This window comes from Lelliottia sp. GFLA7, from assembly GCF_056490165.1.
This window is the reverse complement of sequence record NZ_JBWLAQ010000002.1, coordinates 672,531-698,392: the sequence shown is the minus strand read 5'-3', so window position 1 is coordinate 698,392 and position 25,862 is coordinate 672,531. Positions and strand designations below refer to the sequence as shown.

Annotated in this window: 23 protein-coding genes; 8 read left to right on the top strand and 15 right to left on the bottom strand. The window is 52.5% G+C overall.

All coding sequences use genetic code 11. The annotated features are described in order from the left end of the window. Nucleotides 1–11: 11 nt before the first annotated feature. Complete coding sequence (gene yejM, locus AC07RN_RS08885; protein ID WP_478336156.1) at nucleotides 12–1,772, bottom strand: LPS biosynthesis-modulating metalloenzyme YejM; 1,761 nt, start codon at nucleotides 1,770–1,772, stop codon at nucleotides 12–14. A 19-nt stretch (nucleotides 1,773–1,791) separates the two neighbouring features. After that, the gene (locus AC07RN_RS08880; RefSeq protein WP_015959781.1) at nucleotides 1,792–2,019 is read right to left on the bottom strand and encodes a YejL family protein; all 228 of its coding nucleotides are present in this window, start codon (nucleotides 2,017–2,019) and stop codon (nucleotides 1,792–1,794) included. A gap of 141 nt (nucleotides 2,020–2,160) precedes the next feature. Between AC07RN_RS08880 and yejK the strand changes: the two genes are divergently transcribed. Beyond that, nucleotides 2,161–3,168 (top strand): nucleoid-associated protein YejK, encoded by a 1,008-nt coding sequence (yejK, locus tag AC07RN_RS08875; RefSeq protein WP_015959780.1) that lies wholly within the window; start codon nucleotides 2,161–2,163, stop codon nucleotides 3,166–3,168. Nucleotides 3,169–3,219: 51 nt separating this feature from the next. Here the strand turns inward: yejK and rplY are convergent, their stop codons facing one another. Both rplY and radD read right to left on the bottom strand, forming a co-directional pair. Continuing rightward, nucleotides 3,220–3,504, bottom strand: a complete 285-nt coding sequence (gene rplY, locus AC07RN_RS08870) for a 50S ribosomal protein L25 (RefSeq protein WP_015959779.1) — start codon at nucleotides 3,502–3,504, stop codon at nucleotides 3,220–3,222. Between the two features lie 124 nt (nucleotides 3,505–3,628). Further along, on the bottom strand, nucleotides 3,629–5,389 hold the full coding sequence (radD, locus tag AC07RN_RS08865) for a DNA repair helicase RadD (RefSeq protein ID WP_478336155.1): 1,761 nt from the start codon (nucleotides 5,387–5,389) through the stop codon (nucleotides 3,629–3,631). A gap of 151 nt (nucleotides 5,390–5,540) precedes the next feature. Between radD and rsuA the strand changes: the two genes are divergently transcribed. The 3 genes from rsuA to AC07RN_RS08850 all read left to right on the top strand — a co-directional run bounded on the left by rsuA (nucleotide 5,541) and on the right by AC07RN_RS08850 (nucleotide 8,137). Continuing rightward, on the top strand, nucleotides 5,541–6,248 hold the full coding sequence (rsuA, locus tag AC07RN_RS08860; protein ID WP_015959777.1) for a 16S rRNA pseudouridine(516) synthase RsuA: 708 nt from the start codon (nucleotides 5,541–5,543) through the stop codon (nucleotides 6,246–6,248). A gap of 15 nt (nucleotides 6,249–6,263) precedes the next feature. Then, nucleotides 6,264–7,460: a Bcr/CflA family multidrug efflux MFS transporter gene (locus tag AC07RN_RS08855; protein WP_449555074.1), complete on the top strand. Its 1,197-nt coding sequence runs from the start codon at nucleotides 6,264–6,266 to the stop codon at nucleotides 7,458–7,460. A gap of 332 nt (nucleotides 7,461–7,792) precedes the next feature. Then, nucleotides 7,793–8,137, top strand: a complete 345-nt coding sequence (locus tag AC07RN_RS08850; protein ID WP_015959775.1) for a YejG family protein — start codon at nucleotides 7,793–7,795, stop codon at nucleotides 8,135–8,137. 3 nt (nucleotides 8,138–8,140) lie between these two features. On the opposite strand, the gene yejF is transcribed toward AC07RN_RS08850, so the two are convergent. The 9 genes from yejF to AC07RN_RS08805 all read right to left on the bottom strand — a co-directional run bounded on the left by yejF (nucleotide 8,141) and on the right by AC07RN_RS08805 (nucleotide 19,809). Beyond that, nucleotides 8,141–9,730 carry a microcin C ABC transporter ATP-binding protein YejF gene (gene yejF / locus AC07RN_RS08845; RefSeq protein WP_478336154.1) on the bottom strand — a complete coding sequence of 530 codons (1,590 nt, stop codon included), beginning with the start codon at nucleotides 9,728–9,730 and terminating at the stop codon, nucleotides 8,141–8,143. 1 nt (nucleotide 9,731) lies between these two features. Next, a complete protein-coding gene (locus AC07RN_RS08840; RefSeq protein ID WP_478336153.1) occupies nucleotides 9,732–10,757 on the bottom strand; it encodes an ABC transporter permease in 1,026 nt (341 codons plus the stop codon). Then, entirely contained in the window at nucleotides 10,757–11,851 is a 1,095-nt protein-coding gene (locus AC07RN_RS08835) for a microcin C ABC transporter permease YejB (protein ID WP_015959772.1), read from the bottom strand. Before AC07RN_RS08835 ends, AC07RN_RS08840 begins: the two co-directional genes overlap by 1 nt. Before the next feature lie 9 nt (nucleotides 11,852–11,860). Beyond that, entirely contained in the window at nucleotides 11,861–13,663 is a 1,803-nt protein-coding gene (locus AC07RN_RS08830; protein WP_478336152.1) for an extracellular solute-binding protein, read from the bottom strand. Between the two features lie 89 nt (nucleotides 13,664–13,752). Beyond that, the gene (locus AC07RN_RS08825; RefSeq protein WP_478336151.1) at nucleotides 13,753–15,309 is read right to left on the bottom strand and encodes a cyclic di-GMP phosphodiesterase; all 1,557 of its coding nucleotides are present in this window, start codon (nucleotides 15,307–15,309) and stop codon (nucleotides 13,753–13,755) included. Nucleotides 15,310–15,504: 195 nt separating this feature from the next. Continuing rightward, nucleotides 15,505–16,074, bottom strand: coding sequence for a bifunctional murein DD-endopeptidase/murein LD-carboxypeptidase (mepS, locus tag AC07RN_RS08820; RefSeq protein WP_015959769.1), 570 nt, complete (start codon nucleotides 16,072–16,074; stop codon nucleotides 15,505–15,507). A 410-nt stretch (nucleotides 16,075–16,484) separates the two neighbouring features. After that, nucleotides 16,485–17,201: a phosphatase PAP2 family protein gene (locus AC07RN_RS08815; protein ID WP_478336290.1), complete on the bottom strand. Its 717-nt coding sequence runs from the start codon at nucleotides 17,199–17,201 to the stop codon at nucleotides 16,485–16,487. Between the two features lie 32 nt (nucleotides 17,202–17,233). Beyond that, a complete protein-coding gene (locus tag AC07RN_RS08810) occupies nucleotides 17,234–18,220 on the bottom strand; it encodes a CobW family GTP-binding protein (RefSeq protein WP_478336150.1) in 987 nt (328 codons plus the stop codon). Between the two features lie 122 nt (nucleotides 18,221–18,342). Further along, nucleotides 18,343–19,809, bottom strand: coding sequence for a mannitol dehydrogenase family protein (locus AC07RN_RS08805; protein ID WP_478336149.1), 1,467 nt, complete (start codon nucleotides 19,807–19,809; stop codon nucleotides 18,343–18,345). Between the two features lie 205 nt (nucleotides 19,810–20,014). Here AC07RN_RS08805 and uxuA point away from each other — a divergent pair, with 205 nt between their 5' ends. Beyond that, the gene (gene uxuA, locus AC07RN_RS08800) at nucleotides 20,015–21,205 is read left to right on the top strand and encodes a mannonate dehydratase (protein WP_478336148.1); all 1,191 of its coding nucleotides are present in this window, start codon (nucleotides 20,015–20,017) and stop codon (nucleotides 21,203–21,205) included. Between the two features lie 48 nt (nucleotides 21,206–21,253). On the opposite strand, the gene yeiP is transcribed toward uxuA, so the two are convergent. Further along, on the bottom strand, nucleotides 21,254–21,826 hold the full coding sequence (gene yeiP, locus AC07RN_RS08795) for an elongation factor P-like protein YeiP (RefSeq protein WP_015959764.1): 573 nt from the start codon (nucleotides 21,824–21,826) through the stop codon (nucleotides 21,254–21,256). A 165-nt stretch (nucleotides 21,827–21,991) separates the two neighbouring features. Between yeiP and AC07RN_RS08790 the strand changes: the two genes are divergently transcribed. Next, nucleotides 21,992–22,246, top strand: coding sequence for a YkgJ family cysteine cluster protein (locus AC07RN_RS08790; RefSeq protein WP_133629774.1), 255 nt, complete (start codon nucleotides 21,992–21,994; stop codon nucleotides 22,244–22,246). On the opposite strand, the gene setB is transcribed toward AC07RN_RS08790, so the two are convergent. Next, a complete protein-coding gene (gene setB, locus AC07RN_RS08785) occupies nucleotides 22,243–23,424 on the bottom strand; it encodes a sugar efflux transporter SetB (protein WP_015959762.1) in 1,182 nt (393 codons plus the stop codon). The genes AC07RN_RS08790 and setB overlap by 4 nt on opposite strands. Before the next feature lie 365 nt (nucleotides 23,425–23,789). Here setB and fruB point away from each other — a divergent pair, with 365 nt between their 5' ends. Continuing rightward, on the top strand, nucleotides 23,790–24,920 hold the full coding sequence (gene fruB, locus AC07RN_RS08780; protein ID WP_478336147.1) for a fused PTS fructose transporter subunit IIA/HPr protein: 1,131 nt from the start codon (nucleotides 23,790–23,792) through the stop codon (nucleotides 24,918–24,920). Further along, nucleotides 24,920–25,858, top strand: a complete 939-nt coding sequence (gene fruK / locus AC07RN_RS08775; protein ID WP_015959760.1) for a 1-phosphofructokinase — start codon at nucleotides 24,920–24,922, stop codon at nucleotides 25,856–25,858. Before fruB ends, fruK begins: the two co-directional genes overlap by 1 nt. The last annotated feature ends 4 nt before the right edge of the window (nucleotides 25,859–25,862 follow it).

Genomic DNA, 25,862 nt, shown 5'->3' with positions numbered 1-25,862 from the left:
CTCATTTTTAATCAATTAGCGATGAACCGTTTCTCGTCCGTCAGCACCTGAAGCAGCAGACTTAACTGCGGTTTCTGGTCATGTATTTTCTCACCCTGCAGGTTATACGTCTGGTAATTACCATTGCTGCCAAGCACCAATGTCAGCGTTGGCGTCGTGACTGCCAGAGTATTTCCGCTGGCTGCCGTCACCCAGTTGTGGCGTCGCGTGGCGCTGAAAATATCCTGACCCTGTGAGTATTCATTCGCCGGTGTGCTGACGTGCAGCAACCGCTGCATCAACGTTGTCATGACGTCTTTGTGATCGGTCAACATGCTGATGCGTTGTGCAGGCGTGCCCGGCCAGTGAACAACCAGCGGGACGTGCAGGTTAGGGCGCGACCATTCCATTTCTTTTGTCTCATCACCCAGCGGCACACCGTGGCCTGCGGTAATGATCACTACGGTATTATCCAGTTTGCCGGATTCACGGAGTGCGTTAATGACGCGCGCGATCTGCGCGTCAACATCGCCAGCCGCACGGCCGTAACGACGGGCAAAGCCTTTCTGATTGCTGTCATCCAGCGTCGTGCCGTTAAACGCTATCCAGGAGAACCAGCGGTTATCTTCCTGCGCATAGCGATTCAGCCAGTTCACCCACTGATCCGCCGTTTTATCGTCGGACTGACTCTGCGCTGCAGGCAGGGAGAAGTCGGACAACAACGCCTGTCGATAAAGCGGGCTACTGAAACCGTCCGATGAGAACAGCCCCAGTTGATAACCTTGCTGATTAAGCGAGGTTATCAGGGCCGCAGGCGTACGAGAAGACAACACGCCATCCATATAACCCGCAGAAATGCCATAGAACAGACCGAAAATGCCTGCATCGGTGCTATTCCCGGAGCTCATATGCTGCGTGAAGTTAATGTTTTGCTCGGCGAATTCTGCCAGCGCAGGCATCTGTTTCTCATAGCGAGAATAATTCAGACCGTCGACGGTGATAAGCAAGACATTTTGGCCTTGTCCCATATCGCGATAGCGTAAGTCGCTTAGTGGATACTGTACCGACACGGCCTCTGGATTGCCTTGCTCGACCAGGCGACGCTGATATTCCTGCGCATCAAGCAGCCCGTGTTTTTCCAGGAAGCGACGCGCTGTCATCGGGTAGGAAAGCGGCAAGTTGGCGCGCTGCATGGTGATTGGGCGGTAGAAATTAGCATCGGCCCAAATGTACATGACATGTGAGCTGATAAACGCCACGAAAAATAGCGTGGCGACAGGTTTGGCGTAGTGACGACGACGCGTCAGGCTACGGAGTTTTTGCCAGCTCCAGGTGGCAAACAGCATCTCAATCAGCAGAATAATGGGCACGCTGATAAACATCAGCTGCCAGTCACGTGCGGTTTCGTTCTGGTCGGGGTTAATCACCAGTTCCCAGACGATGGGATTGAGATGCAGGTGGAAACGTGTGAAGACTTCGCTGTCGATAAGCAGCAGCGTCATGCCCGCAGTGGCAAGGATGGCGGATAAAAACCGCATCAGCCGCTGCGACATGACGATAAACGTCAGGGGGAAAAGAATCAGCAGGTACGTGGCGAAGACTAAAAAGCTAAAATGCCCCACCAGGCTTATCCAGGAGTAAATACGCCCGGTTAGCGTCGTCGGCCAGTCGGCCACGAATAGATAACGGCTGCCCAGCACCATGCCCAACAAAATGTTGAACAAGGCAAACCAGTGCCCCCAGCTAACCATCTGGGAGACTTTTTCGCGGTAGCGCTGACGATTCGTCACCATAAACTGTTGTTCGTTTCCCTTAATGCGCCTGATCGTTACTCACCGAGGACTGCAATGCCTGGGCGAATGATTTTGCGATCGCCTGACGTTGAGCCGGAGCAACGCTGGTATTGATAAGGTTGGTGACCATATTTCCCAAAACCATCAGAGAAAGATCGGTCGGCGTTTTGTTTTTTTCAAGTACGTTGGCCAGCTCACTGAGCAGTTGTTCAACGTGTTCATCACTATAGCGGGAATGTTGTGGCATAAATCGAAATCAGTTCGTTGATGAAAGGGCAACATATTACCGTAGCAACAGCTTTTTTTCCCCTTTTTTATCTGCTGTTCTTCTGTTGCACAGATTCGTAGGGGGTGGTTGAATACCGTCCGTCTAAAAGGAGAGTTTATCATGAGTCTGGATATCAACCAGATTGCGTTGCACCAGCTTATCAAGCGTGATGAGCAAACCCTTGAGCTGGTGCTGCGCGATTCGTTACTGGAACCAACGTCTACCGTTACGGAAATGATGGCGGAATTACACCGCGTTTACAGTGCCAAAAACAAAGCCTATGGCATGTTCAACGAAGAGAGCGAGCTGGCGCAAAGCTTGCGCTTGCAGCGTCAGGGTGAAGAGGATTTCCTGGCGTTTAGCCGGGCGGCGACAGGACGTCTGCGCGACGAACTGGCGAAATATCCCTTTGCGGATGGCGGTATCGTGCTGTTCTGCCAGTACCGTTATCTGGCGGTGGAATATTTGCTGGTCACCGTGCTGAACAATCTGAGCAGTATGCGTGTGAATGAGCAGCTCGACATCAGCTCCACGCACTATCTGGATATCAACCATGCCGATATCGTAGCGCGCATTGATTTGACCGAATGGGAAACCAACCCGGAATCTACGCGCTACCTGACGTTCCTGAAAGGGCGTGTCGGGCGCAAAGTGTCGGACTTCTTTATGGACTTCCTCGGTGCCAGCGAAGGCCTGAACGCGAAAGCGCAAAATAAAGGGTTGTTGCAGGCGCTGGATGATTTCACCGCAGAGGCGCAACTTGATAAATCTGAGCGCCAGAACGTGCGTCAGCAAGTTTACAGCTATTGCAGCGAGCAGTTACAGGCTGGCGAAGAGATTGAGCTTGAATCACTGTCAAAAGAATTAGCGGGCGTCAGCGAAGTCAGCTTCCAGGAATTTACGGCTGATAAAGGCTATGAGCTGGAAGAGAGTTTCCCGGCGGATCGCAGTACGCTGCGCCAGTTAACCAAATTTGCTGGGAGCGGCGGTGGGTTAACCGTCAATTTTGACGCCATGCTGCTGGGTGAACGCATCTTCTGGGATCCGGCAACCGACACGCTGACCATCAAAGGGACGCCACCGAACCTGCGCGATCAGCTGCAGCGCCGTACGTCAGGCGGTAAATAGCAGCCATAAAAAAACCCCGCAGCGCGGGGTTTTTTCTCAACTTGTTGGCGATTAAGCGCGAACGAAGTCGACGTGAGACAGTTTTGGCTTGAACGGGTGACGCTGAACAGCCTGAACTTTCACTTTTTCTTCTTTACCATCGATAACGATAGTCAGAACTTCAGTGTAGAACCCTTCTTTAGTCTGCTGGTTCCAGACTTTATCCTGATCCATTTCGATAGCAACTGGAGCAGCTTCGCCACCATAAATGATAGCCGGGAACTTGTTAGCTGCGCGCAGGCGGCGGCTCGCACCCTTACCCTGCACTGCACGTACTTCTGCATTGATAGTGAACATTGATTTCTCTCTGTAAATAAGTCCTGCTACAGGCGACCCAGCAGCAGGTAAGTGTTCTGCCTCACGGATGTGAAGCGGGCGGCATTTTATACTCAAACGCACTTTACATCAATCAAAAGTCCCTTTAACCCCGCAATTCATTGGCCCGGCGGAAACGCCCTTCGTAGTCGAACATCTTTTCACGTACCTGCCAGAACTGACCTTTTTTACGCGCGACAACAAAATCAGGGTGACGCAAAAACGCCTGCTGGTGCACGATATCCGCGACGGTGATCCAGCGCAACGGCACGCCAGGCGTTCGGGTATGTGGGCGGATAAACAGCTGTTCAAACGCGGTGCGCTGAGCGGGCGTGTGCAGCCGGAACCGTTCGCTGACGTCCGCGCCGTCCTCGTCGTAATAGGTGATTTTCAGCCACTCGCCTTTGTCATCCGCGCCGGGTTGCAGCGCCATTTCGGAGCAGCGCAACACCAGCGCATCTTTGAGCTTCAGCGCCGCTTTCAGCATGTCATCGGGATCGACCAAAACGGTGTCACATTCACGGCAGCGTCGCGCGGCGATATCATTTTCAGCGTTGCACTGCGGGCAGTTTTTGAAGCGGAAGCGGAAATCGCACTGTTCGCGATGGCCTTCGTCGTCCTCAAACCAGCCCTGGCAGCGGCGACCAAAATGCTCAACAAGCGTGCCTTCGGCAGTCATTTTCCCCCAAAAAGTGTTGGCAAAACCGCAGGCCGGGCAAAAAACTTGTACCGGAACGTTGCCGCTTTTGCCTTTTGGCGTCCCCACTTCCGGCGAATACAGGTCGTGCGGATTACCGGCGTAATCGAGAATCAGGCAGTCGGTTTTGCCGGGTGCCAGCCGTAACCCGCGCCCGACGATTTGCTGATACAAGCTGACGGATTCGGTGGGGCGCAAAATCGCAATCAAATCGACGTGCGGCGCGTCAAATCCGGTGGTCAATACTGAGACGTTCACCAGATAGCGGAACTGCTGCGCTTTAAAGGCTTCGATGAGCGTATCGCGCTCCGGGCCGGGCGTTTCACCGGTAATTAATGCGGCGTCATTTTTCGGCAGCAAACCGGTGATTTCGCGGGCATGTTCCACGGTGGCGGCGAAAATCATCACCCCTTTGCGCGTCTGAGCAAACTCTTCAATCTGGCTGATGATATGCGGTGTAATGCGCTGCTGCTTTTTCAGCTCCAGATTCATGTCCGCTTCGCTAAACAACCCATTGCTCTGTGCCTGTAAGCGACTGAAATCATACTGTACGACGGGCATATCCAGACGTTCAGGTGGCGTCAAATAACCATGCTTGATCATGTAGCGAAGCGGCAGTTCATAGATGCAATCGCGAAACAACGCTTTCTCATCGCCGCGCACCATACCGTGATAATGAAACTGATAAATCCAGCCTTTACCCAGACGAAACGGGGTGGCGGTCAACCCCAGCAAACGCACCTGCGGATTGACCTCTTTCAGGTGCGTGAGAATCTGCTGATACTGGCTGTCGTTGTCATCGCTGATGCGATGGCACTCATCAATAATCAGCAGCGAGAACTCACTGCGGAACAGCTCAAGATTTCGCGCCACCGACTGGACGCTGCCAAAAACCACTTTGCCGTGGCTCTCTTTACGCTTGAGTCCGGCGGCGAAAATATCGGCCTCCAGACCTAATGCCCGATATTTAGCGTGATTCTGCGCGACCAGCTCTTTGACGTGCGCCAGCACCAGCACGCGGCCACGCGCCAGTCGAGCCAACTCAGCGATGACCAGGCTCTTTCCTGCGCCAGTGGGCAGAACAATTGCAGCAGGCTCTTTGTGTTTGCGAAACCAGGCGAGCGTCGCGTCGACGGCTTCTTGCTGATAGGGGCGAAGTGTAAAAGTCATAGGTTCTCGTTTTTGTTCTCTCGCATAGAGTATGCCACGAAACTTTTTCCCTTGAGTGGCGCAGATAGGCCGCTATACTGGACAGTTCTTGACTGCTTCTTTTTCGGACATGTTGTCCGACTTCCTGCACCTTTAAGGCTAATTAGATTTCATGCGACTTGATAAATTTATCGCTCAGCAACTCAGCGTCAGCCGCGCTATTGCCGGACGTGAAATTCGCGCCAGCCGCGTTACCGTGGACGGCGATATTGTGAGAGACAGCGCGTTCAAACTCCTCCCGGAACATGACGTGGAGTTCGACGGTAACACGCTGACCCAGCAAATTGGCTCACGCTATTTTATGCTCAATAAGCCACAAGGCTACGTCTGTTCGACGGACGACCCCGATCACCCGACGGTACTCTATTTCCTTGAAGAGCCGGTCGCGCACAAACTGCATGCGGCGGGGCGTCTGGATATTGATACGACCGGTCTGGTGCTAATGACCGATGATGGTCAATGGTCGCACCGAATCACGTCTCCGCGCCACCACTGTGAAAAAACCTATCTGGTGATGCTGGAGTCTCCGGTTGCGGATGACACAGCTGAACAATTCACCAAAGGCGTTCAGCTGCATAATGAAAAAGATCTCACCAAGCCCGCAGTGCTTGAAGTCATTACGCCCACCGAAGTGCGTTTGACCATCATCGAAGGGCGCTACCATCAGGTGAAGCGAATGTTCGCCGCCGTGGGCAACCGTGTGGTTGGCCTGCATCGCGAACGTATTGGTGAGATTGCCCTCGATCCGGAGCTTGAACCCGGTGAATATCGCCCGTTAACGGAAGAAGAAATTGCCAGCGTTGGCATGCCGCCACGCTAATTTCAGGAGCACATTGTGACCACCAGGCCACACTCATCAATCAGCATCGTCTTTATCCTTGGCCTTTTGGCCATGCTGATGCCGCTGTCTATCGACATGTACTTGCCTGCGCTGCCAGTGATTTCCGCGCAGTTCGGCGTGCCGGCCGGCAGCGCGCAAATGACACTCAGCACCTATATTCTCGGCTTTGCCGTCGGGCAATTGCTGTATGGCCCAATGGCGGACAGCATCGGGCGCAAGCCGGTGATTCTGGGGGGAACGCTGGTGTTTGCCGCAGCGGCTGTGGCCTGCGCACTGGCGCAAACAATCGAACAGCTGATCATGATGCGTTTCTTACATGGTCTGGCGGCCGCGGCGGCGAGCGTGGTGATTAACGCCCTGATGCGCGATATCTACCCGAAAGAAGAGTTCTCGCGGATGATGTCGTTCGTCATGCTGGTCACCACCATTGCGCCATTGCTGGCACCCATGATTGGTGGCGCAGTGCTGGTATGGTTAAGCTGGCATGCCATTTTCTGGATCCTGGCGATTGCTGCGCTGCTGGCGTCGGCGATGATCTTCTTCTTCATCGATGAAACCTTGCCCGTAGAACGGCGGCAGAAATTTCACATTCGCACCACCATCGGCAACTTTGCCTCGTTGTTCCGCCATAAACGCGTGTTGAGCTATATGCTGGCGAGCGGCTTCAGCTTTGCAGGGATGTTCTCATTCCTGAGCGCCGGGCCCTTCGTTTACATTGAGATCAACCACGTTTCGCCGCAGCACTTCGGTTATTACTTTGCGCTGAACATCGTGTTCCTGTTCGTCATGACCATTATCAATAGCCGCTTTGTCCGTCGTGCCGGAGCGCTGAATATGTTCCGTGCGGGCCTGTGGATCCAGTTTGTGATGGCAATTTGGATGGTGTTTACCGCTTTCTTTGATGTCGGTTTCTGGGCGCTGGTGGTGGGCGTGGCAGCGTTTGTAGGATGCGTGTCGATGGTTTCATCGAACGCGATGGCGGTCATTCTCGACGAGTTTCCGCACATGGCAGGAACCGCATCATCGCTGGCTGGGACATTCCGCTTTGGGATTGGCGCGATTGTCGGCGCGCTGCTTTCAATGGCGACGTTTAACACCGCCTGGCCGATGATTTGGTCTATCGCGTTTTGCGCGACCTGTTCGATTCTCTTCTATCTCTACGCCAGTCGGCCGAGAAAATCAGCGCATTGATAAATTTAAAGGGACCAAAACGGTCCCTTTTTTGATGCGCGTCAACCAAACAGGCGTTTGTTTACCCCGTGATTGTTTCTTTTATGTAAAATCTATTTATGTAAAAAGTCACATCGTTGTAGTTAAAAAGGTTGAGTTAGATCGCAGAAACGGGTACATATAGCGCCGAAGCGAGCCTGTAACTTACAAAATAACGCCCTGAAAAATGAGATACCAAAGCCCGTAACATAAGGCTGTAAGCGGTTTCTCATCAAAAAAAAGGCAGGTCAGCGACGATGTGTTACTATAAATGTAAATAAATTGTGAAGGCTTTTTGCTTCCGGGGAAAGAACGTGAATACATTACAGCTCTCCATAGTCCATCGCTTGCCACAGAGCTATCGCTGGTTGGCGGGTTTTGCAGGTTCGAAGGTTGAACCGATTCCGCAAAGTGGAAACGACTGCGATAATTGCCTCGTGGCGCTGAAATTACTTAGCTCCGACGATGAAAATGCGTGGCCGGTCATGGAGCGCCTGAGTCAGGCCTTGACGGATATCGAAGTGGTCAGTTCTATCGTGGAATGCGAAGGTGAACCCTGCCTGTTTGTTAACAGCCAGGATGAGTTTGCCGCCACCTGTCGCCTGAAGAATTTTGGCGTTGCGATCGCTGAACCTTTTTCCCGCCAGCAACCTTTCTAAGCCTTAACGCAAGGCTAACAACTGGCGTGTGTATTCATGCGTCGGTGCGGCAAACACGCGCTGGCAGTCACCTTGTTCGACCACTTCTCCTTGACGCAGCACAATCACCTGATGGCACAGCGCGCGCACAACCTGCAAATCGTGGCTGATAAAGATATACGCCAGCTGATGCTTTTCCTGCAGTGCTTTTAGTAACGCCAGAATTTGCGCCTGCACGGTTTTGTCGAGCGATGACGTGGGTTCATCAAGGATAATCAATTCCGGTTTCAGGATTAGCGCCCGTGAGATAGCGATACGCTGGCGTTGCCCCCCCGAAAACGAAGCCGGATAACGAAAGCGAGTTTCCGGATCCAGCCCAACTTCTTCCATCACGCGAATCACCTCTTCTTCACGCTGTCGGGCGCTCAGCTCTGGCCGATGCACGCGCAGACCTTCCTCAATAATTTGCAATACGTTGAGTCGGGGGTTAAGTGAGGAATTGGGATCCTGAAAAACCACCTGCATCCGATGACGCACGGGCAACATCTGTCGCCGGTTCAAATTGTGCAGCGGTTTTCCATCAAACAAAATGGCCCCTTGTGAAGCAATTAATCGCAGCAGCGCCAGCCCGGTGGTGCTTTTTCCCGATCCCGATTCGCCGACCAAACCGAGCGTTTCGCCTGGCTGCAGTGAAAAGCTGACGTTCTTCAGCACATGATTTTGATCGACAACACGGCGGAAAATCCCCTTGCGGACAGGGAACGAGACGCCAAGCCCCTCAACGTTCAGTAACGGCGTGCTGTGAGCAGGGAGTGGCACAGGATCGCCCGACGGCTCGCTGTTAAGCAGACGTTGCGTGTAAGAGTGTTGTGGCGCGTTGAAGAGCGCTGTCGCGGTATTTTGTTCAACGCAGCGGCCTTTTTGCATGACTGCCACATTATCGGCGAGTTTTTTCACAATGCTGAGATTGTGGGTGATAAACAGCAGGCTCATGTTCAGCTCTTCACGCAACTCTCGCAGCAACTGCAAAATTTGCGCCTGTACCGTGACATCGAGTGCAGTCGTCGGCTCATCGGCAATCAGCAGTTCTGGACGGGTCAGCAGAGCCATGGCGATCATCACACGCTGGCGCTCGCCGCCTGAAAGCTGATGCGGGAAATCCGCCAGGCGTTTAGCGGCGTTGCGAATACCTGTGCGCTCAAGGCAGTCCAGAATTTCCCCTCTGGCGGCTTCTTTACGCATTCCGCGATGCAGCGACAGCACTTCGTACAGCTGTTTTTCCAGCGTATGTAGCGGATTCAGCGAAACCATCGGTTCCTGAAAGATCATCGCAATTTTATTGCCGCGGATTCCACGTAACGTTTGCTCGTCTGCATGCAGCAGCGACTGGCCGTGGAACAGAATATCGCCCTGCGGATAGACAACGGGAGGGGAGGGCAGCAGGCGCAGCACAGACAACGCTGACACGCTTTTTCCCGAGCCGGATTCGCCCACCAGCGCCAGCGCCTCTCCGGCCTGAATCTGCAGTGACAGGTCGCTCACCACCTCGCGTGTTTCACCCTGATGGGTAAACGCGATAGAAAGATTGTCGATACTGAGAAGGGGTTGCGTCATCTTATATCGCCTTATTGGGGTCGAAGGCATCGCGGACCGCTTCGCCAATAAAAATCAGTAACGAGAGCAACACAGCAACGGAAAGGAATGCCGTAATACCCAGCCAGGGAGCCTGAAGGTTATTTTTGCCCTGCAACAGTAATTCGCCCAGTGATGGTGAGCCAAGCGGCAGCCCGAAGCCCAGAAAATCCAGCGAGGTGAGCGTGGTGATCGAACTGCACAAAATAAACGGCAGGAACGTCAGCGTCGCGACCACCGCGTTGGGCAACATATGATGAAAAATAATGCTGCGATCGCTGACGCCGAGCGCCTGAGCGGCGCGGATATAATCAAAATTCCGTGTGCGTAAAAATTCAGCGCGCACGACACCGACCAGTGCCATCCAGCCAAAAATCACCGTGATACCCAGCAACCACCAGAAATTGGGCTGAACCACGCTTGAGAGCAGAATAATCAAAAATAATGTTGGCATTCCGGACCACACTTCAATAAAGCGTTGGCCCCACAAATCAATTTTGCCGCCGTAGTAGCCCTGAATCGCACCGGCAACGACACCCATTACGCTGGAGAACAGCGTGAGCATCAGCCCGAACAAAATGGAGATCCGCGTGCCGTAGAGAATACGTGCCAGCACATCGCCACCGTTCGCATCCGTTCCCAGCCAGTTTTGTGCTGAAGGTGCGGAAGGGAAAGGGGTTGTTGTCGCAAAATTAATGCTGTTCGCGCCAAAGCGGACGGGTGCCCACAGCGCCCAGCCATGACTGTCTATCTGGTCACGAAGCCAGGGATCCTGATAATCCGCAGGGGTCGCGAACGGACCGCCGAAATCGCTTTCGCTGTAGTTGTTCAACACTGGCATATACCAGCGGTCGTTAAAATGGACCAGCAGCGGTTTATCGTTGGCAATCAGCTCAGAGCACAGGCTCAGCACAAACAGCACGGCAAAAATCCACAGCGACCAATATCCACGACGATTGTGGTGAAAACGTGCCCAGCGGGCCTGGTTGACGGGGCTTAAATGCGGCATCAGCGGCCCTCAAAGTCAATACGGGGATCGACCAGCGTATAGCTGATATCGCTGATGATATTCAGCAGCAGGCCAATCAGAGTGAAAATATAGAGTGTGCCAAACATCACCGGATAATCACGTGATACGGTGGCTTCGTAACCAAGCAGGCCCAGCCCGTTCAGGGAGAACATCACTTCAATCAGCAGCGAGCCAGTGAAAAACATGCTGATAAACGTGGCGGGAAAACCGGCAATCACCAGCAGCATGGCGTTTCGGAAGACGTGTTTCCACATGATCTGTTTTTCGCTGACGCCTTTCGCACGCGCGGTGACCACGTATTGTTTGCGGATCTCATCAAGGAAAGCATTTTTAGTCAGCATCGTCAGGGCCGCAAATCCGCCAATCACCGTCGCCAGTACCGGCAGGGTAATGTGCCAGAGGTAATCGGTGATTTTTTGATACCACGGAAGCGAACTGAAATCGGCGGACACCAGCCCGCGCAGCGGGAAGATATCGAAATAGCTGCCGCCCGCAAAGAAAACAATCAACAGTACGGCGAACAGAAAGGCGGGAATAGCGTAGCCAATAATAATGAACGTACTGCTCCAGATATCGAAACGACTGCCGTTGTACACCGCTTTGCGTATCCCGAGCGGGATCGACACCAGATAAATGATGAGCGTCCCCCACAAGCCGAGCGTTATAGAAACCGGCAGGCTGTCTTTGATGAGCTGTAAAACCGAGGCGCTGCGGAAGAGACTGTTACCGAAATCAAATCGGACGTAATCCCACAGCATTTTGAAATAACGCTCGTGAAGGGGTTTATCAAAGCCATAGCGCTGGGTGATCTCGGCGATCACTTCGGGGTCCAGACCACGCCCACCACGATAGCTGCTGTCGCTGATATTCCCGGTACCGGTTTGAGCGTGACTGGCGCGCAGACCTTCGCTGCCGCCTCCCGGCAAGCCATTGCTATGGCCAAACTCAACGGCGGCAATAGCCTGATCAACCGGCCCTCCCGGCGCAATTTGCACAATGAAGAAGTTGATGGTGATAATCGCCCACAGAGTAGGGATAATCAGCAATAAGCGTCGAATCAGATAAGCGCCCATCGTTATTCCTTAGCGCCGCTCTGCAGGCAGTTTTGCGGCTTTATTGACGTCGTACCACCAGTTTTCGAATCCCAGCGAGTAAATAGGGCGTACGGATGGCTTAGAGAATTTGTCCCAGTAGGCCAGACGATCCTTAGCCATAAACCACATCGGCAGCATGTAGTAATTCCAGGTCAATACCCGGTCAAGCGCTCGGCCTAGCGGAAGCAATTTTTCTTTATCGCCTTGCGCCGCAATGATTTTGCCGATCAGCATGTCGATTGCCGGGCTTGAGACGCCTGGGGCGTTGTAGGAAGAGTTTATATATTCCGAGGCCCATGAGATGCGTAAGTTTGCGCTGGGCCATGGCTGGGCCTGCCACAGGCGCGTCATCATATCGTAGTCACGATTGCGCATTCGGTTGGTTATCTGCGCGTTATCAACCTGACGGATGTCCAGAGTGATCCCGAGTCGTTCCAGATTGTGCTGGAATGGCAGAACCCACTGATTATTTCCGCCAGAGGAGAGCAGCAGTTCAAAGGTGAGCGGTTTGCCCTGGGCATTCACCCGTTTTTGATTTTTTAATACCCAGCCGGCTTCATCCAGTAATGCGCTGGCTTTAAGTAAATTATCACGATCGTAACCGCTCCCTTTAGAGGTGGGCGGAACAAAAATGGTCGTGAAAACTTCAGGGGGAACTTCAGCTTTCAAGGGGGCGAGCAACGTAAGCTCAGCCGCGTCGGGGTAATCGCGGGCGGCATATTCTGTATTCTGGAAATAGCTGTTGGTCCTGCTGTAGGCATCGTAAAACAGCGCCTTGTTCATCCACTCAAAATCAAAGGCGAGGGTAATAGCCTGACGTACACGCCTGTCGGCGAAAACAGGGCGCTGTATATTAAATGCCAGCCAGCGAGTGTCCTGCGCTGATTCGTTTTTTTGCTCATCTTTGACGATGTAATGATTCGCAAAATTCTTGCCGATATAGCGGGTGGCCCAGTTTTTGGCGCTGACTTCCTCGCGCATATCGAATGCACCGGCTTTGAACGCTTCGAAGGCGACGTTATCGTCGAGATAGTAGTCGTAGCGGATTGTGTCGAAATTCCAGCGGCCGCGATTGACCGGTAAATTCGCGGCCCAGTAGTCTTTCACGCGCGAGTAAACAAGATATTGCCCCATCCTCCAGCTAGTGATGCGGTACGGGCCGCCAGCCAGTGGAGGCGTGGAAATCGGGTCACTCAGCTTGTGATCTTTCCAGAATGATTCCGGCATGACGGGCAACGAGAAAAGACTCAGCATGCTCTCTTTGCTGGGCTCCGCCAGTTGGATACGCACGGTCAATGGCGCAATCGCTTTTACCGTTGTTCCTTTGAATACAATACGGAACTGCGGAACGCCTTCTGTCATAAATTTATGAAAGGTAAAAGCGACATCGCTGGCTTTTACCGGCGACCCATCATGAAAACGCGCGCGGGGGTTGAGCGTGACTTCTGCCCACGAAAAGTCATCAGCGTAACGCACCGCTTCGGCGACGAGTGGATAGTAGCTTCCTGGCTCATCGTCTGAGGTGACAAAGAGCGTGTCATAGAGCGAATCGGTGCGCTCCGCGGCCACACCACGCAACGCAAAGCGGTTGAAATTATCGAACGTCCCCATTGCAGAGAGCGTGATGTTCCCGCCTTTTGGCGCAGCGGGATTAACGTAATCGAAGTGGGTAAAGTTAGCGTCGTATTTGGGTTCACCCAAAACGGCAAAGGCATAGCTCTCTTTGATGGTCTGCGCCTGGCAGGTCACGCTGAACAACGCCAGCAGTAGCAAAACGAAGCGCATAGTCATGTGCAGCGTATCCCTCTTTTATTCTGACTCACCCGCAGTGAGGCTTTCGGTTTAGCTGAATAATAAGTGACGAAGGTGCCCTTGTGAAATTATTCACTGTCTTTCACGAAATCTGGCTGCCATTTCAGAAATTGACCCAGCGGCATTGGGCGACTAATCCAGTAGCCCTGCAGGTAATTTACCCCGTGTTCACGCAACCAGGCCGCCTGTTCTGGCGTTTCAACACCTTCCGCAACCGTGACCATATTGAGCCGCCGCGCCAGCGTCAATACGGCGTCGAGCACCGGGGACGTGACGGTTTCTGTTCCGATGGCGTTCACAAAGCCGCGATCGATCTTAAGATAATCCATCGTAAAACGTTCCAGATAAATCAGCGCGCTGTGGCCTGTCCCAAAATCGTCGATGGCAATCTCAAACCCTTCGTGCTGTAGCCATTCAAATAATGGCGCGGCTTCGAGCTGATTGATCATGTCGCGCTCGGTGATTTCGAGCACCACCTGGAAGTGATCCGGGGGTAACGACGTGCCAAATTGGCGCATGTCGTCTTTAAAACTGTCGGCATGCAGATGTCCAGGCGCAATGTTAACGCCGAGTTTTGCACCTGCGGGTAGCACTGTTTGTAACTGTGGCGCATCGCGACCAATAAGCTCAAAGAGATGTAACGTCAGAGGCACAATCAGTTTCTGCGCTTCGGCAAAATTGATAAACGCATCTGGCGGGATTTCACCCATGGTCGGATGTTTCCAGCGCATCAGCACTTCGACGCCCGACATTTCCAGTTTTGCAGCATCAACAACAGGCTGATAGACCACATAAAATTGACCTTGCTTGATGGCCGTCAGGATCTCTTTGCCAGGACTCAATCGAATGGAGAGGATGTAATAGGAAAGCGTTCCCGCGGCAATGCCGCTTATCAAACCAAAAAATAACGCAAACAGGATTTCGTCGATGGTCCACGCTTGCCCGTAGAGATTGATGGTGAGCGGCACGTCGTTAAGCGTCGTACTGCGGGTGGCCGTTCCATGCAAATCGTGAATATTGACCAGGCGGTTTGAGTCGGTGGATAACGCCGTATCGCCAATAATAATCGCAATACCCGCGAATTCGTCCTGGCGCGCGGTATAAAGGAGATACGGCGTCAAATTGATATTGATCGACGTGAAGACACCGCCGCCTTTCACCAGTGGATTTTGGTACCAGATAGCGATAGCGGGATTGTGCGGCAGCATGGGCGTTCCGGGCAAAAGCGCCATGTCGATGGGTTTATTAACATTCAGCGTGGGTATGAGTTCAGCCAAAGGAGTATTCATGGCACCTGTTGCTGAAGAACAAAACGCGACGTTGTCTTTTACCAATAGAAAGGCACGAACGTTGAGGCTAAACGCGGCACGCGAGGTTAACTCATCGCGCACCTCCTGACAGCTATCCAGAATAAAGGGCTGCAAGGTATCGATGGACGTTTTAAGCTCGGAGAAGTAGCTCTCCATATACACACGAAGGTCGACGATGAGGGTGTCGAATCTCACTTCCCGCTTATGATAGCTAAGGAAAAATTGCAGCATTCCGCAGAGGAGGGCGACGAGTAAGCCCGCCAGAATACTGCCTGTCAGGACTTTACGGCTGGTGGAAAAGTAACGAGTGAACATAAACGTCAGTGTTCCTGAATGACCGTCAGTTGCGGCTTGACGGCTAAACTTACGAATTTACAAGACTATAGCCTGGATTATCTCGCTTCCCCCACTTGCAGGGGCGTGATATTACACAGGCAAAAAAAAGCACTGCCGAAGCAGTGCTTTTTTTTATTATGTCGCCAGCCAAGGGATAACCAACGACATAACAGATTAACTGCGGGTCAGAACACGGCGCGCTTCGTTATAGCGCTTCTTCCAGTATGGCTCGTTCATGCTGGAAATCGTCACACCGCTGCTGGTGGATGCATGAACAAACTGGTCGTTGCCGATGTAAATCCCAACGTGTCGACCGGTTGAACCCGCACGGAACAGCACTAAATCACCGGTACGCAGTTTCGTACGTGAAATGGATTTACCTGTTTCCTGCTGTTCGTAGGTAGAACGCGGAAGGTCTAACCCGAATTGCTCACGGAACGTACGCTGTACAAAACCGGAACAATCGATACCTTTTTTGGTGCTGCCGCCCAGACGATAACGCACGCCTTTCCAGTCAGCATACTGGTCCATAATGCGAGACTTAACGTCCAGATTACGCACCATATTCTCAAATTCATCCTGAGAGGCTTGCAGTGACGAGGCATCTTCCATGCCCACAACACGCGTCTCAGGATGCATATTCTTTGCAGTGTTTGTCGAACTACATGCAGACAGCAGTACTGCAACTGCTATTGCCGGGATTCCCCGCAAGATATATCTCAAAATCGGTTGAGATTTGACCATGTTAATTATTTTCCCTTGAAGTCCTTAACGATAAAAGTCGTTATAAAATGCCAAACGTGACGAGACTAAATATCTGCGCACAATGAGACAATTCTTTATGGTCAAATCTGTGGTCTAACGCACAAACTTATTCACTCTGAGAATAATTATCTCTGTGAGGCAAAACGAGTTCGAGATTAACTGATCGGCTTAGTCAATGCGAGCAATAATATTGCTTTTTTTATAAGAAATTGTGATAGACAAAGCGATCAACCGGGATTGCGCAAAATACCGCCAATTTAGCTTAAGATGTATGCAATGCATTCATTTACAACGTGAATGATATTACGCAGAGATGACAATGCAGCAAAAAAATAGCGGGGAATTTTCAGGGATCTAAAATGATCCCTGATGGATAGCGTTAATTTAAGTTAGTTATTTGTTTTATCTTTGTTGCATTTCCGAGGCAGGTACCGGTCGAAAAGGGCAATCAGGCGATCGCTCAACGGTGTCATTAAGCACCAGGGTAAACCAATCAACACGGCAGAAAGTGAACCGACCACAATATCAGTCAGCCAGTGAGCGCCGATCATTACGCGTGGGAAAATAAAAACCACAACAATAATCAGGGCAACCCCGAACGCCTTTTTGCCAAAATAGCGCAGCATGAATGCCGAAAAAATAAGCAACATCATTCCATGATCCCCTGGGAAACTGTCCTTCGACGCATCTTTAGTCGAAATGTGCAGTAATTCACTGACACGATTGATATTGGGGAAATAGAGCGATGGACTGGATCGCTTAACCGGCATCAGCCCTTGGGCCAGTTGGTTCACCACTACGGCAATCAGCAACATCACCAGCCCAATGGCGATGATGCGGCGTCGACAAGCGGCGTCTTCTTCTCGCCAGAAAGAGAGCATCAGGCAGCCCATAGCGAGCAATGAAAACCCATCGAAGGCACGGTTGTTGGTGATGGCCACCAGCCACAAAAAGGCTTGGCTCTTTGCCAACAACTGATTAAAGAAGAGGAAAATACCGGAGTCCAGCGGGAACCAGAAGCCATGATTCGCTGGCAGATACCAGGACAAAAACAGCGCAAAACCGGCAGCATTAAGCAGTAAAATGTATGGAAGTCGTTTAATCATCATCATCTTGAATAATTTAGTCGGTGGCAACGTTATTCGCCCGAACTTAAACGAAGCTTCAACAAGCTGGCCTGAAGCAGGTTCCAGTCGGTGTTAACCGCACTAATTAACTCTATTCGGCTATCTGGCGGTGCAACGTTCTGCGTTTCGATAAAGAAATCTGCGCCCTGACGATTGATCCGCACCAGCCCATCCTGAGTTCGCATCACACCTTTTACGCGTTCGACCGGCGCGAGCTTGGCCCATTCCAGAATACCGATTGTATCAAAGCGCGTATCAGCATCAAAAATCCAGCCACAGGCCTGATGTCCCTGGCCGCTATTGAGACTGCGGCGCCAGCGCTGATGAGCAGGCAAACTCAGCGCCGCCAGGCCTTTTTTGTCGGCATGACTGTGCGAATGCGCAGCGCTGGCAGGCAGTTCAGCTGAATTCAGACGCGGAAGATCCAGCAGCGCATTATCGATATGACCCTGGGTTGTCTGCACAAACTGGCGGTCGCCGCCAAAGTGCTGCCACCACAGGTCAAACGCTGCCCGGCTCTCGTCTGTGGCACGGTCTTCTTTATTCACCACGATGATATCTGCGCTGGCAAGCTGGTCGCGGAAGTTTTCATTTTGCACGGATTTCTCATCCAGCAACTGGCGCGGATCCAGAACACAAAGCGTGGCCCGCAGATCGATCCACGGCTCATATACTGGCGCGGTGAGCAGGTCGAGGATCTGCTTGGGATGGCCTAAACCGGTGGGTTCGATGATTAAACGGTCCGGCTTGCCCTGACGCAACAGCGTATTTAGCCCCACCTGCATCGGTAAGCCATTGACGCAGCACATGCAGCCGCCTGGGATTTCTTTGACCATCGCGCCGCTGTCAGCCAGCAATGCGCCATCAATCCCGACTTCGCCGAATTCATTGACCAACACGGCCCATTTTTCTGCCGGATCTTTATTCGCCAGCAAATGAAGAATGGAAGTGGTTTTACCGCTGCCGAGAAAGCCGGTTATGAGGTTGGTTTTGGTCACATGCGCTCCAGGAAAAATTGTAATACATAACAATTATCAATAATCCTGGCGAAAAAAGACAGCGGTGAGAAGGGGGAGGGCGAACGGAGGCTCTCTCCATACGCCCTTTACAGCAAAAAAAGTTAAATCGCGAGGGTGTCGATGACGGCCTGACGTGCGCCACGCTCTGAAATACGCTGGTAAGCGTGAGTGATTGCATCGACAAACTGAGCCTGCTGCGGCAAGTCGCTGCCAAAAATTTCCGCAAGGGCCAGTAACGCATCTACGCGGTCTGTTTCGCTGCTGGTTTCAACAATTGCTCGAATTTTTTCGCTCAGCGGATCGCGGACATCGATGGTATTCCCAGCATCATCAACGCCACTCACATAACGCATCCATCCAGCGATACCGAGTGCCAGCAGTGGCCAGGCGCTTTCACGTTGCAAATGTACGCGCGCACCTTCCAGCATGCGCTGCGGCAATTTTTGGCTACCGTCCATCGCGATTTGCCAGGTGCGGTGCTGTAACGCCGGATTGGCAAATCGGTCGATCAGACTGTCAGCATACGCCGTTAAATCGACATCGGTGATGCGCAATGTCGGAGCTTGTTCATCCAGCATCAGGCGACGAGCGGCCTCGCGAAACGCGTCGTCCTGCATGCAATCACTCACATGTGCGAAACCCGCGAGGTAACCCAGATACGCCAGGAACGAGTGGCTACCGTTGAGCATGCGTAATTTCATCTGCTCCCACGGCAGAACGTCCTGAACCATCTGAACGCCAGCGATTTCCCATTCAGGGCGGCCGGCCACAAAATTATCTTCCACTACCCACTGGATAAACGGCTCGCAGCTGATCGCGCAGGGATCTTCCACGCCTAACGCCTGAGTGATTTCTGCCAGCGATGCTTCCGTAGCGGCGGGCACGATGCGGTCAACCATGGTGCCAGGGAAACTCACGTGCGTCGCAATCCATTTGGCTAACTCTGGCGAGCGTTTTTCTGCCATCCCCAGCACCGCGTTTTTAACCACATGTCCGTTATCAGGAATGTTGTCGCACGACAGGACGGTGAAAGGCGTGAGGCCGCGTTCGCGGCGGCGATGGAGGGCTTCAACCAGAATACCGGGCGCTGAGTGCGGTTCGGTTGGGTTTTCGAGATCGTGAAGGATACGTGCGTTCTGCGTATCCAGCTTGCCTGTCGCCGGATCGATGCAATAGCCTTTCTCGGTTATGGTCAGCGAAACAATAGCTACGTGCGGTTCGCAAAATTTCTCAATAATGGCCGCCAGCGAATCGAGCTTGGCATTCAGGCATTCATGCACAGCGCCGATAACAATCGGCTGATTTCCGTCAGCGCCTTTTTCCAGCACGGTAAAAAGGTGCTCCTGTGCACGAAGCTGGCTCATCAGCACATCGCCACTGAACAGGCTAATCTCACAGATACCCCAGTCGCCCCCTTTGGCGTTTAGCACACGGTTTGTTAACAACGCCTGATGCGCACGGTGAAAAGCGCCAAAACCGAAATGAACAATGCGGGAGCGCAGTTGCTGGCGATCATACTGCGGCAGTTGCACGTGCGGAGGAAGCGAAGCGGAGGCAATTGTCTTCATGTAATACACACCTGATTAACCATTAATTAACAACGGCAGTGTAAAGTTATATGACAGCAAATTAAATTGGTAAGCCGTAAATATCCAGATTCTGTGAGTTGGATCAATCAATGCTGCCGAGCGCGTTGACCGATATTATCAAGCATGTATGGTAGTCGTCATTGCAGTAACACATATTGGTATAACAACTTTTGAGGGTGAAGCGATGGAACAAACCTGGCGTTGGTACGGGCCGAATGATCCGGTTTCTCTTGATGATGTGCGTCAGGCTGGCGCAACAGGCGTCGTGACCGCATTGCACCATATTCCAAACGGTGAAGTTTGGCCGGTGGAAGAGATCAAAAAACGTCAGGCGGTGCTGGCAGATAAAGGGCTGACCTGGTCGGTTGTCGAAAGTATCCCTGTGCATGAGGATATCAAAACGCATTCAGGACAATTTGAAACCTGGATCGCCAACTATCAGCAGAGTATTCGTAACCTGGCGACCTGCGGTATCGACACCGTATGCTACAACTTCATGCCAATTCTGGACTGGACGCGTACCGATCTCGAATATCAAATGCCAGACGGTTCCAGAGCACTGCGCTTTGATCAGATAGCCTTTGCGGCATTTGAACTACACATTCTAAAACGCCCGAGCGCAGAGGCGGATTACTCCGCAGAAGAGCAACAGCAGGCGCTGAAATGGTTTGAAGACGCTTCCGACGCTGATATCGAAAAGCTGACGCGTAATATTATCGCGGGTCTGCCGGGTGCTGAAGAGGGTTACACCCTGGATCAGTTCCGCGCGCGTTTGGCGGAATACGGCGACATCGATAAAAATCAGCTCCGTGAAAATATGGCATATTTCCTGCGGGCGATTGTGCCGGTGGCGGAAGCCTGTGGTTTACGCCTGGCCGTTCATCCGGACGATCCGCCGCGCCCGATTCTCGGCCTGCCACGCATTGTTTCCACTATTGAAGACATGCAGTGGCTGAAAGAGACCGTTGATAGCATCAACAACGGCTTCACTATGTGTACGGGTTCGTACGGCGTGCGTGAAGATAACGATCTGGTGAAGATGATTGAAGCCTTCGGCGATCGCATTCACTTCACCCATCTGCGCGCGACCTGTCGTGAAAATAACCCTAAAACCTTCCACGAAGCGGCTCATTTGGGTGGCGACGTGAATATGGTGGCGGTAGTGGATGCGATTCTAAGCGAAGAGCAGCGTCGTAAGCATGCTGGCGATGTGCGTCCGATTCCATTCCGTCCGGATCACGGGCATCAAATGCTTGACGATTTACGCAAGAAAACGAATCCGGGTTATTCTGCGATTGGCCGTCTGAAAGGGATGGCGGAAGTGCGAGGCGTGGAACTGGCGCTGAAGATGCTGAAGTATCCAGAACTGTTGTAACCAGAATTGTTGTAAAAAGAAACCCGGCAAAAGCCGGGTTTTTTTGTATCAGTCTGCGCGACCCATATAACGTTTTTCTTCAATATGGATGCGAATTTTTTCGCCTGCGGAAAGGTATTCAGGAACCTGAACGACCAAACCTGTAGTCAGCGTCGCGGGTTTGTTACGCGCACTTGCAGATGCGCCTTTGATGCCCGGTGACGTTTCTACGATTTCCAGATCAACCGTCTGCGGCAGTTCAAGCGCCAGCAGTTGGCCATCCCAGGTCAGAACCTGCATATCCGGCATGCCGCCTTCAGGAATAAACAGCAGCTCGTCTTCAATCTGATCTTTGGTGAAGATATACGGCGTGTAATCTTCTTTATCCATGAACACATATTCGTTGCCGTCAATGTAGGAGAAATCGACGAAGCGACGCGTCAGGGTCACGGTATCAACAATATCATCACCTTTAAAACGCTCTTCAACCTTCAGGCCGGTACGGACATCGGCAAAGCGCATTTTGTACAGCGTTGCTGCGCCACGGGCGCTAGGCGACTGAACATCAATGTCTTTCACAATCAGCAGTTTGCCGTTGTAGTTCAGCACCATACCTTTCTTAATTTCATTCGCTCTTGGCATTGCAGTAATCCTGTTTACTGTGAGGTAAAAAATATCGCGTCAAATTACTCGCGCGCAGGCTTTCAGGCAAGCGGAATTCGTGGCTTTTGCTATCAATACGCAAAAGGTGTTACTGTGCGCGTCATGCCTGACTGCACGGGCCTTAGTGACTCATAGAGAGCGTTTATGGATTGCCGCCCAGATTGTGGCGCGTGTTGCACCGCACCGTCCATTTCAAGTCCTATTCCTGGCATGCCTAATGGCAAGCCCGCCAACACCCGTTGCGTTCAGCTTTCTGACAATAATCTGTGTAAAATATTCGGTTCATCGTCACGCCCAAAGGTGTGCGCAGGGCTGCAGCCCGCGAAAGAGATGTGCGGTAGTACGCGTGCACAAGCGATGACCTGGCTTCTTGAACTGGAAACGCTGACCGCGCCCTAGATGTCTTTAATGCGCGTCAGGCAGCCCACTGTGATGATGCACATCACCAGTGCGAACCAGAAGACCGTGTGATAACTCCAGATTTCCGCCACAATTCCTGCTAACGATCCGGCAATTATCCAGCCCACGCGCGTGGTATTGGTGTAAAGCGTCGTCGCTGCGCCAGCCTGTCCGGGCATCAAATCCTGAAAATAGAGCATACCAATACCCGCGAGAATACCGATATAGATAGCATTCAGTAGCTGTAAAGCCAGCAACAGGGCCGGTTCTTTTACCGTAAGCATTCCGATATAAAACAGCAGACCTGCCACCACTGCGATACGCATCAGGAAACGCTTTCCGAAGCGTTTGGCATAATATCCCGCGATCAGCATGGTCGGGATTTCCAGACCTGCCGCCGTTCCCATCATGATTCCCGCCAGTTTTTCCGGCAAGTGCAGCTCATCGATAATAAACAGCGGCATATTAATGATGTAGAGACTGTTAGTCCCCCACATCAGCGTACAGATGATAAACAGGAGCAAGGCGTCGCGACGGTTACGCCGTGGGGCTTCCAGCGTACCGGTTGCCAGTTTTGGTTCTTTGCGCATCGACGGCAGGAAAAACCACACCATCGCGCCACACACGATAAAAGCGGCCGCTGCACTGAGATACATCACGGTAAAGCCAAACCCCATCGCCAACGCGTAAGCCAGCGGGGGGCCGATCACCCACGCCAGCGAGACCTGTGCTCGTAAAATGGAGCTGAACATCACTGCTTCACGGCCCGTACGATCGGCATGTTCACGTGCGAGGGCAAACATTTGCGGGTTGGCAGTCGATCCAAAGCTACTGAGAAATACGCCGACAAATAGCAAGACAAAATAGTTGCGGTTCCAGGCGAACAGCACGCACGCGAACACGCCCAGCAGGCAGCAAAAAACGATCAGACTTTTGCGGTCACCTTTTCTGTCCGAGCGGCCTGCCAGGAACTGGCTGACCAGAATGCCAATAATCGCGCTCCCGGTAAAAAAGAAGCCGACCATAGCCGGACGGGCATGGACTTCATTAGTCAGAAATAAGCTCAGCGTTGGCGTTTGCAATGCACCGGCAATACCGGTGAGAAAGGCAACAATCAAAAACGCCGATGACGTCAGATCAAATGGCTTTGGTGAGGCGGCAGCGGGGGTGTTGTGCATGTTTCTATATCAGTGATGTGAAGAGGGGCGGAGTTTACGCCGCTTGTCAGAAAATAAACAGGTGATGCGGTCAATTATCCCACAACTAAATCAAAATAGCATTTCAAAAAGATATGTTGCTGAACGGTGCTGAAGCGAAGCGGTAGACGTCACCCATCCATCAGCAAATGTAAGCCAATCGTTGAAGAAATGTGCTGCACTTCTAAATTATGAAACAGAAAAGGTAACTTTCCTTGCAAGCTCTGGCATAAAGCGCAAGACTCCTTGAAACGTTTCAGCGCTATCTTATCTATCTAACAGAGCAAGTTAGCGCATTTTTTCTCATTAAGGCTGAAACGATTCAAGTTCAGCGAGAGAGGAGAACCATGTTCAAGTTAACAGTGCAAGACATCCATCCGGGCGAACAGGCCGGTAATCAAGAAGAGGCCATTCGCAAGATTGCGGCGAGCCTTGTGCAGGCCGGTAACGTTGCTGAAGGCTACGTTGATGGCATGCTGGCGCGTGAGCAACAGACCTCAACCTTCCTCGGTAATGGTATCGCGATTCCTCACGGCACCACGGATACCCGCGATCAGGTACTGAAAACCGGTGTTCAGGTTTATCAGTTCCCGCAGGGCATTTTGTGGGGCGAAGGACAGGTGGCATACGTCGCCATCGGTATCGCCGCAAGTGGTGATGAACACTTGGGCTTACTGCGTCAGCTGACGCATGTGCTGAGCGACGACGCTGTGGCTGAACAGCTGCAGTCAGCGACCACGGCTGAAGAGCTGCGTGCGCTGCTGATGGGTGAAAAGCAGAGCGAAGCGCTGAAGCTTGATAACGATACGCTGACGCTTGATGTTATCGCCACCGACCTGGTGACGTTACAGGCGTTGAACGCGGGTCGCCTGAAAGAAGCCGGTGCGGTTGAGACGGCCTTTGTAGCCCGCGTGATCAATGACAAGCCGTTGAATCTCGGTCAGGGTGTCTGGCTGAACGACAGCGCAGAAGGCAATGTCCGCAGTGCAATCGCGGTGAGCCGTGCAGCAACCTCTTTTGATGTGGATGGCGAGCAGGCTGCGTTGCTGGTGACGGTCGCGATGGCGGATGAACAGCCGGTTGCGGTGCTTAAACGCCTCAGCGACTTGCTGCTGAACAATAAAGCTGACCGCTTGCTGAACGCAGATGCTGCCACGTTGTTGGCACTGCTGACCAGCGACGACGTATCAACCGATGACGTGCTCAGCGCCGAGTTCGTGGTGCGTAACGAGCACGGCCTGCATGCCCGTCCGGGCACCATGCTGGTCAACACGATCAAACAGTTCGACAGTGAAATCACCGTGACCAATCTTGATGGTTCCGGCAAACCGGCAAATGGCCGCAGCCTGATGAAAGTGGTCGCGCTGGGTGTCAAAAAAGGCCATCGCCTGCGCTTCACAGCGCAAGGTGCTGATGCTGAACAGGCGCTGAAAGCGGTTGGCGACGCCATCGCTGCAGGTCTGGGGGAGGGCGCATAATGAGCAGACGTGTCGCCACCATTACATTGAATCCCGCTTACGATCTGGTTGGTTTTACGCCAGAAGTGGAACGCGGTGAAGTCAACCTCGTACGAACCACTGGCCTGCACGCCGCGGGTAAAGGCATCAACGTTGCCAAAGTGCTCAAAGATTTAGGCATCGACGTCACCGTGGGCGGTTTCCTGGGTAAAGACAACCAGGATGGTTTTCAGCAGCTGTTCAGCGAGCTGGGCATTGCGAACCGTTTCCAGGTCGTTCAGGGCCGTACCCGTATTAACGTTAAGTTGACAGAGAAAGACGGTGAAGTGACCGACTTTAACTTCTCCGGCTTTGAAGTGACCCCTGCAGACTGGGAGCGCTTTGTTAACGACTCTCTGACCTGGCTTGGTCAGTTTGACATGGTGTGCGTGAGTGGCAGTTTACCGTCTGGTGTGAGCCCGGAAGCGTTCACCGAATGGATGCTGCGTCTGCGTAGCCAGTGTCCATGCATTATCTTCGACAGCAGCCGCGAAGCGCTGGTTGCCGGTCTTAAAGCGTCTCCGTGGTTGGTTAAACCCAACCGTCGCGAACTTGAGATCTGGGCGGGTCGTAAACTGCCAGAATTAAAAGATGTTATTGAAGCCGCTCATGCGCTGCGTGAACAAGGTATCGCTCACGTCGTGATTTCTCTGGGTGCGGAAGGTGCGTTGTGGGTTAACGCGTCTGGCGAATGGATTGCCAAACCACCGTCGGTGGAAGTTGTGAGTACCGTGGGCGCAGGGGATTCCATGGTTGGCGGCCTGATCTATGGCCTGCTGATGCGTGAATCCAGTGAACATACTTTACGTCTTGCAACCGCTGTTGCTGCCCTGGCCGTAAGCCAGAGCAATGTTGGTATTACCGAACGTACCCAGTTGGCCGCGATGATGGCGCGCGTCGACTTACAACCTTTTAACTAACAGC

Coding starts and splice junctions, on each gene's coding strand:
- yejM (WP_478336156.1), bottom strand. CDS start 1,772: ATGGTGACGAATCGTCAGCGCTACCGCGAAAAAGTCTCCCAGATGGTT.
- AC07RN_RS08880 (WP_015959781.1), bottom strand. CDS start 2,019: ATGCCACAACATTCCCGCTATAGTGATGAACACGTTGAACAACTGCTC.
- yejK (WP_015959780.1), top strand. CDS start 2,161: ATGAGTCTGGATATCAACCAGATTGCGTTGCACCAGCTTATCAAGCGT.
- rplY (WP_015959779.1), bottom strand. CDS start 3,504: ATGTTCACTATCAATGCAGAAGTACGTGCAGTGCAGGGTAAGGGTGCG.
- radD (WP_478336155.1), bottom strand. CDS start 5,389: ATGACTTTTACACTTCGCCCCTATCAGCAAGAAGCCGTCGACGCGACG.
- rsuA (WP_015959777.1), top strand. CDS start 5,541: ATGCGACTTGATAAATTTATCGCTCAGCAACTCAGCGTCAGCCGCGCT.
- yejF (WP_478336154.1), bottom strand. CDS start 9,730: ATGACGCAACCCCTTCTCAGTATCGACAATCTTTCTATCGCGTTTACC.
- AC07RN_RS08840 (WP_478336153.1), bottom strand. CDS start 10,757: ATGCCGCATTTAAGCCCCGTCAACCAGGCCCGCTGGGCACGTTTTCAC.
- AC07RN_RS08835 (WP_015959772.1), bottom strand. CDS start 11,851: ATGGGCGCTTATCTGATTCGACGCTTATTGCTGATTATCCCTACTCTG.
- AC07RN_RS08830 (WP_478336152.1), bottom strand. CDS start 13,663: ATGACTATGCGCTTCGTTTTGCTACTGCTGGCGTTGTTCAGCGTGACC.
- AC07RN_RS08825 (WP_478336151.1), bottom strand. CDS start 15,309: ATGTTCACTCGTTACTTTTCCACCAGCCGTAAAGTCCTGACAGGCAGT.
- mepS (WP_015959769.1), bottom strand. CDS start 16,074: ATGGTCAAATCTCAACCGATTTTGAGATATATCTTGCGGGGAATCCCG.
- AC07RN_RS08815 (WP_478336290.1), bottom strand. CDS start 17,201: ATGATTAAACGACTTCCATACATTTTACTGCTTAATGCTGCCGGTTTT.
- AC07RN_RS08805 (WP_478336149.1), bottom strand. CDS start 19,809: ATGAAGACAATTGCCTCCGCTTCGCTTCCTCCGCACGTGCAACTGCCG.
- uxuA (WP_478336148.1), top strand. CDS start 20,015: ATGGAACAAACCTGGCGTTGGTACGGGCCGAATGATCCGGTTTCTCTT.
- yeiP (WP_015959764.1), bottom strand. CDS start 21,826: ATGCCAAGAGCGAATGAAATTAAGAAAGGTATGGTGCTGAACTACAAC.
- AC07RN_RS08790 (WP_133629774.1), top strand. CDS start 21,992: ATGGATTGCCGCCCAGATTGTGGCGCGTGTTGCACCGCACCGTCCATT.
- setB (WP_015959762.1), bottom strand. CDS start 23,424: ATGCACAACACCCCCGCTGCCGCCTCACCAAAGCCATTTGATCTGACG.
- fruB (WP_478336147.1), top strand. CDS start 23,790: ATGTTCAAGTTAACAGTGCAAGACATCCATCCGGGCGAACAGGCCGGT.
- fruK (WP_015959760.1), top strand. CDS start 24,920: ATGAGCAGACGTGTCGCCACCATTACATTGAATCCCGCTTACGATCTG.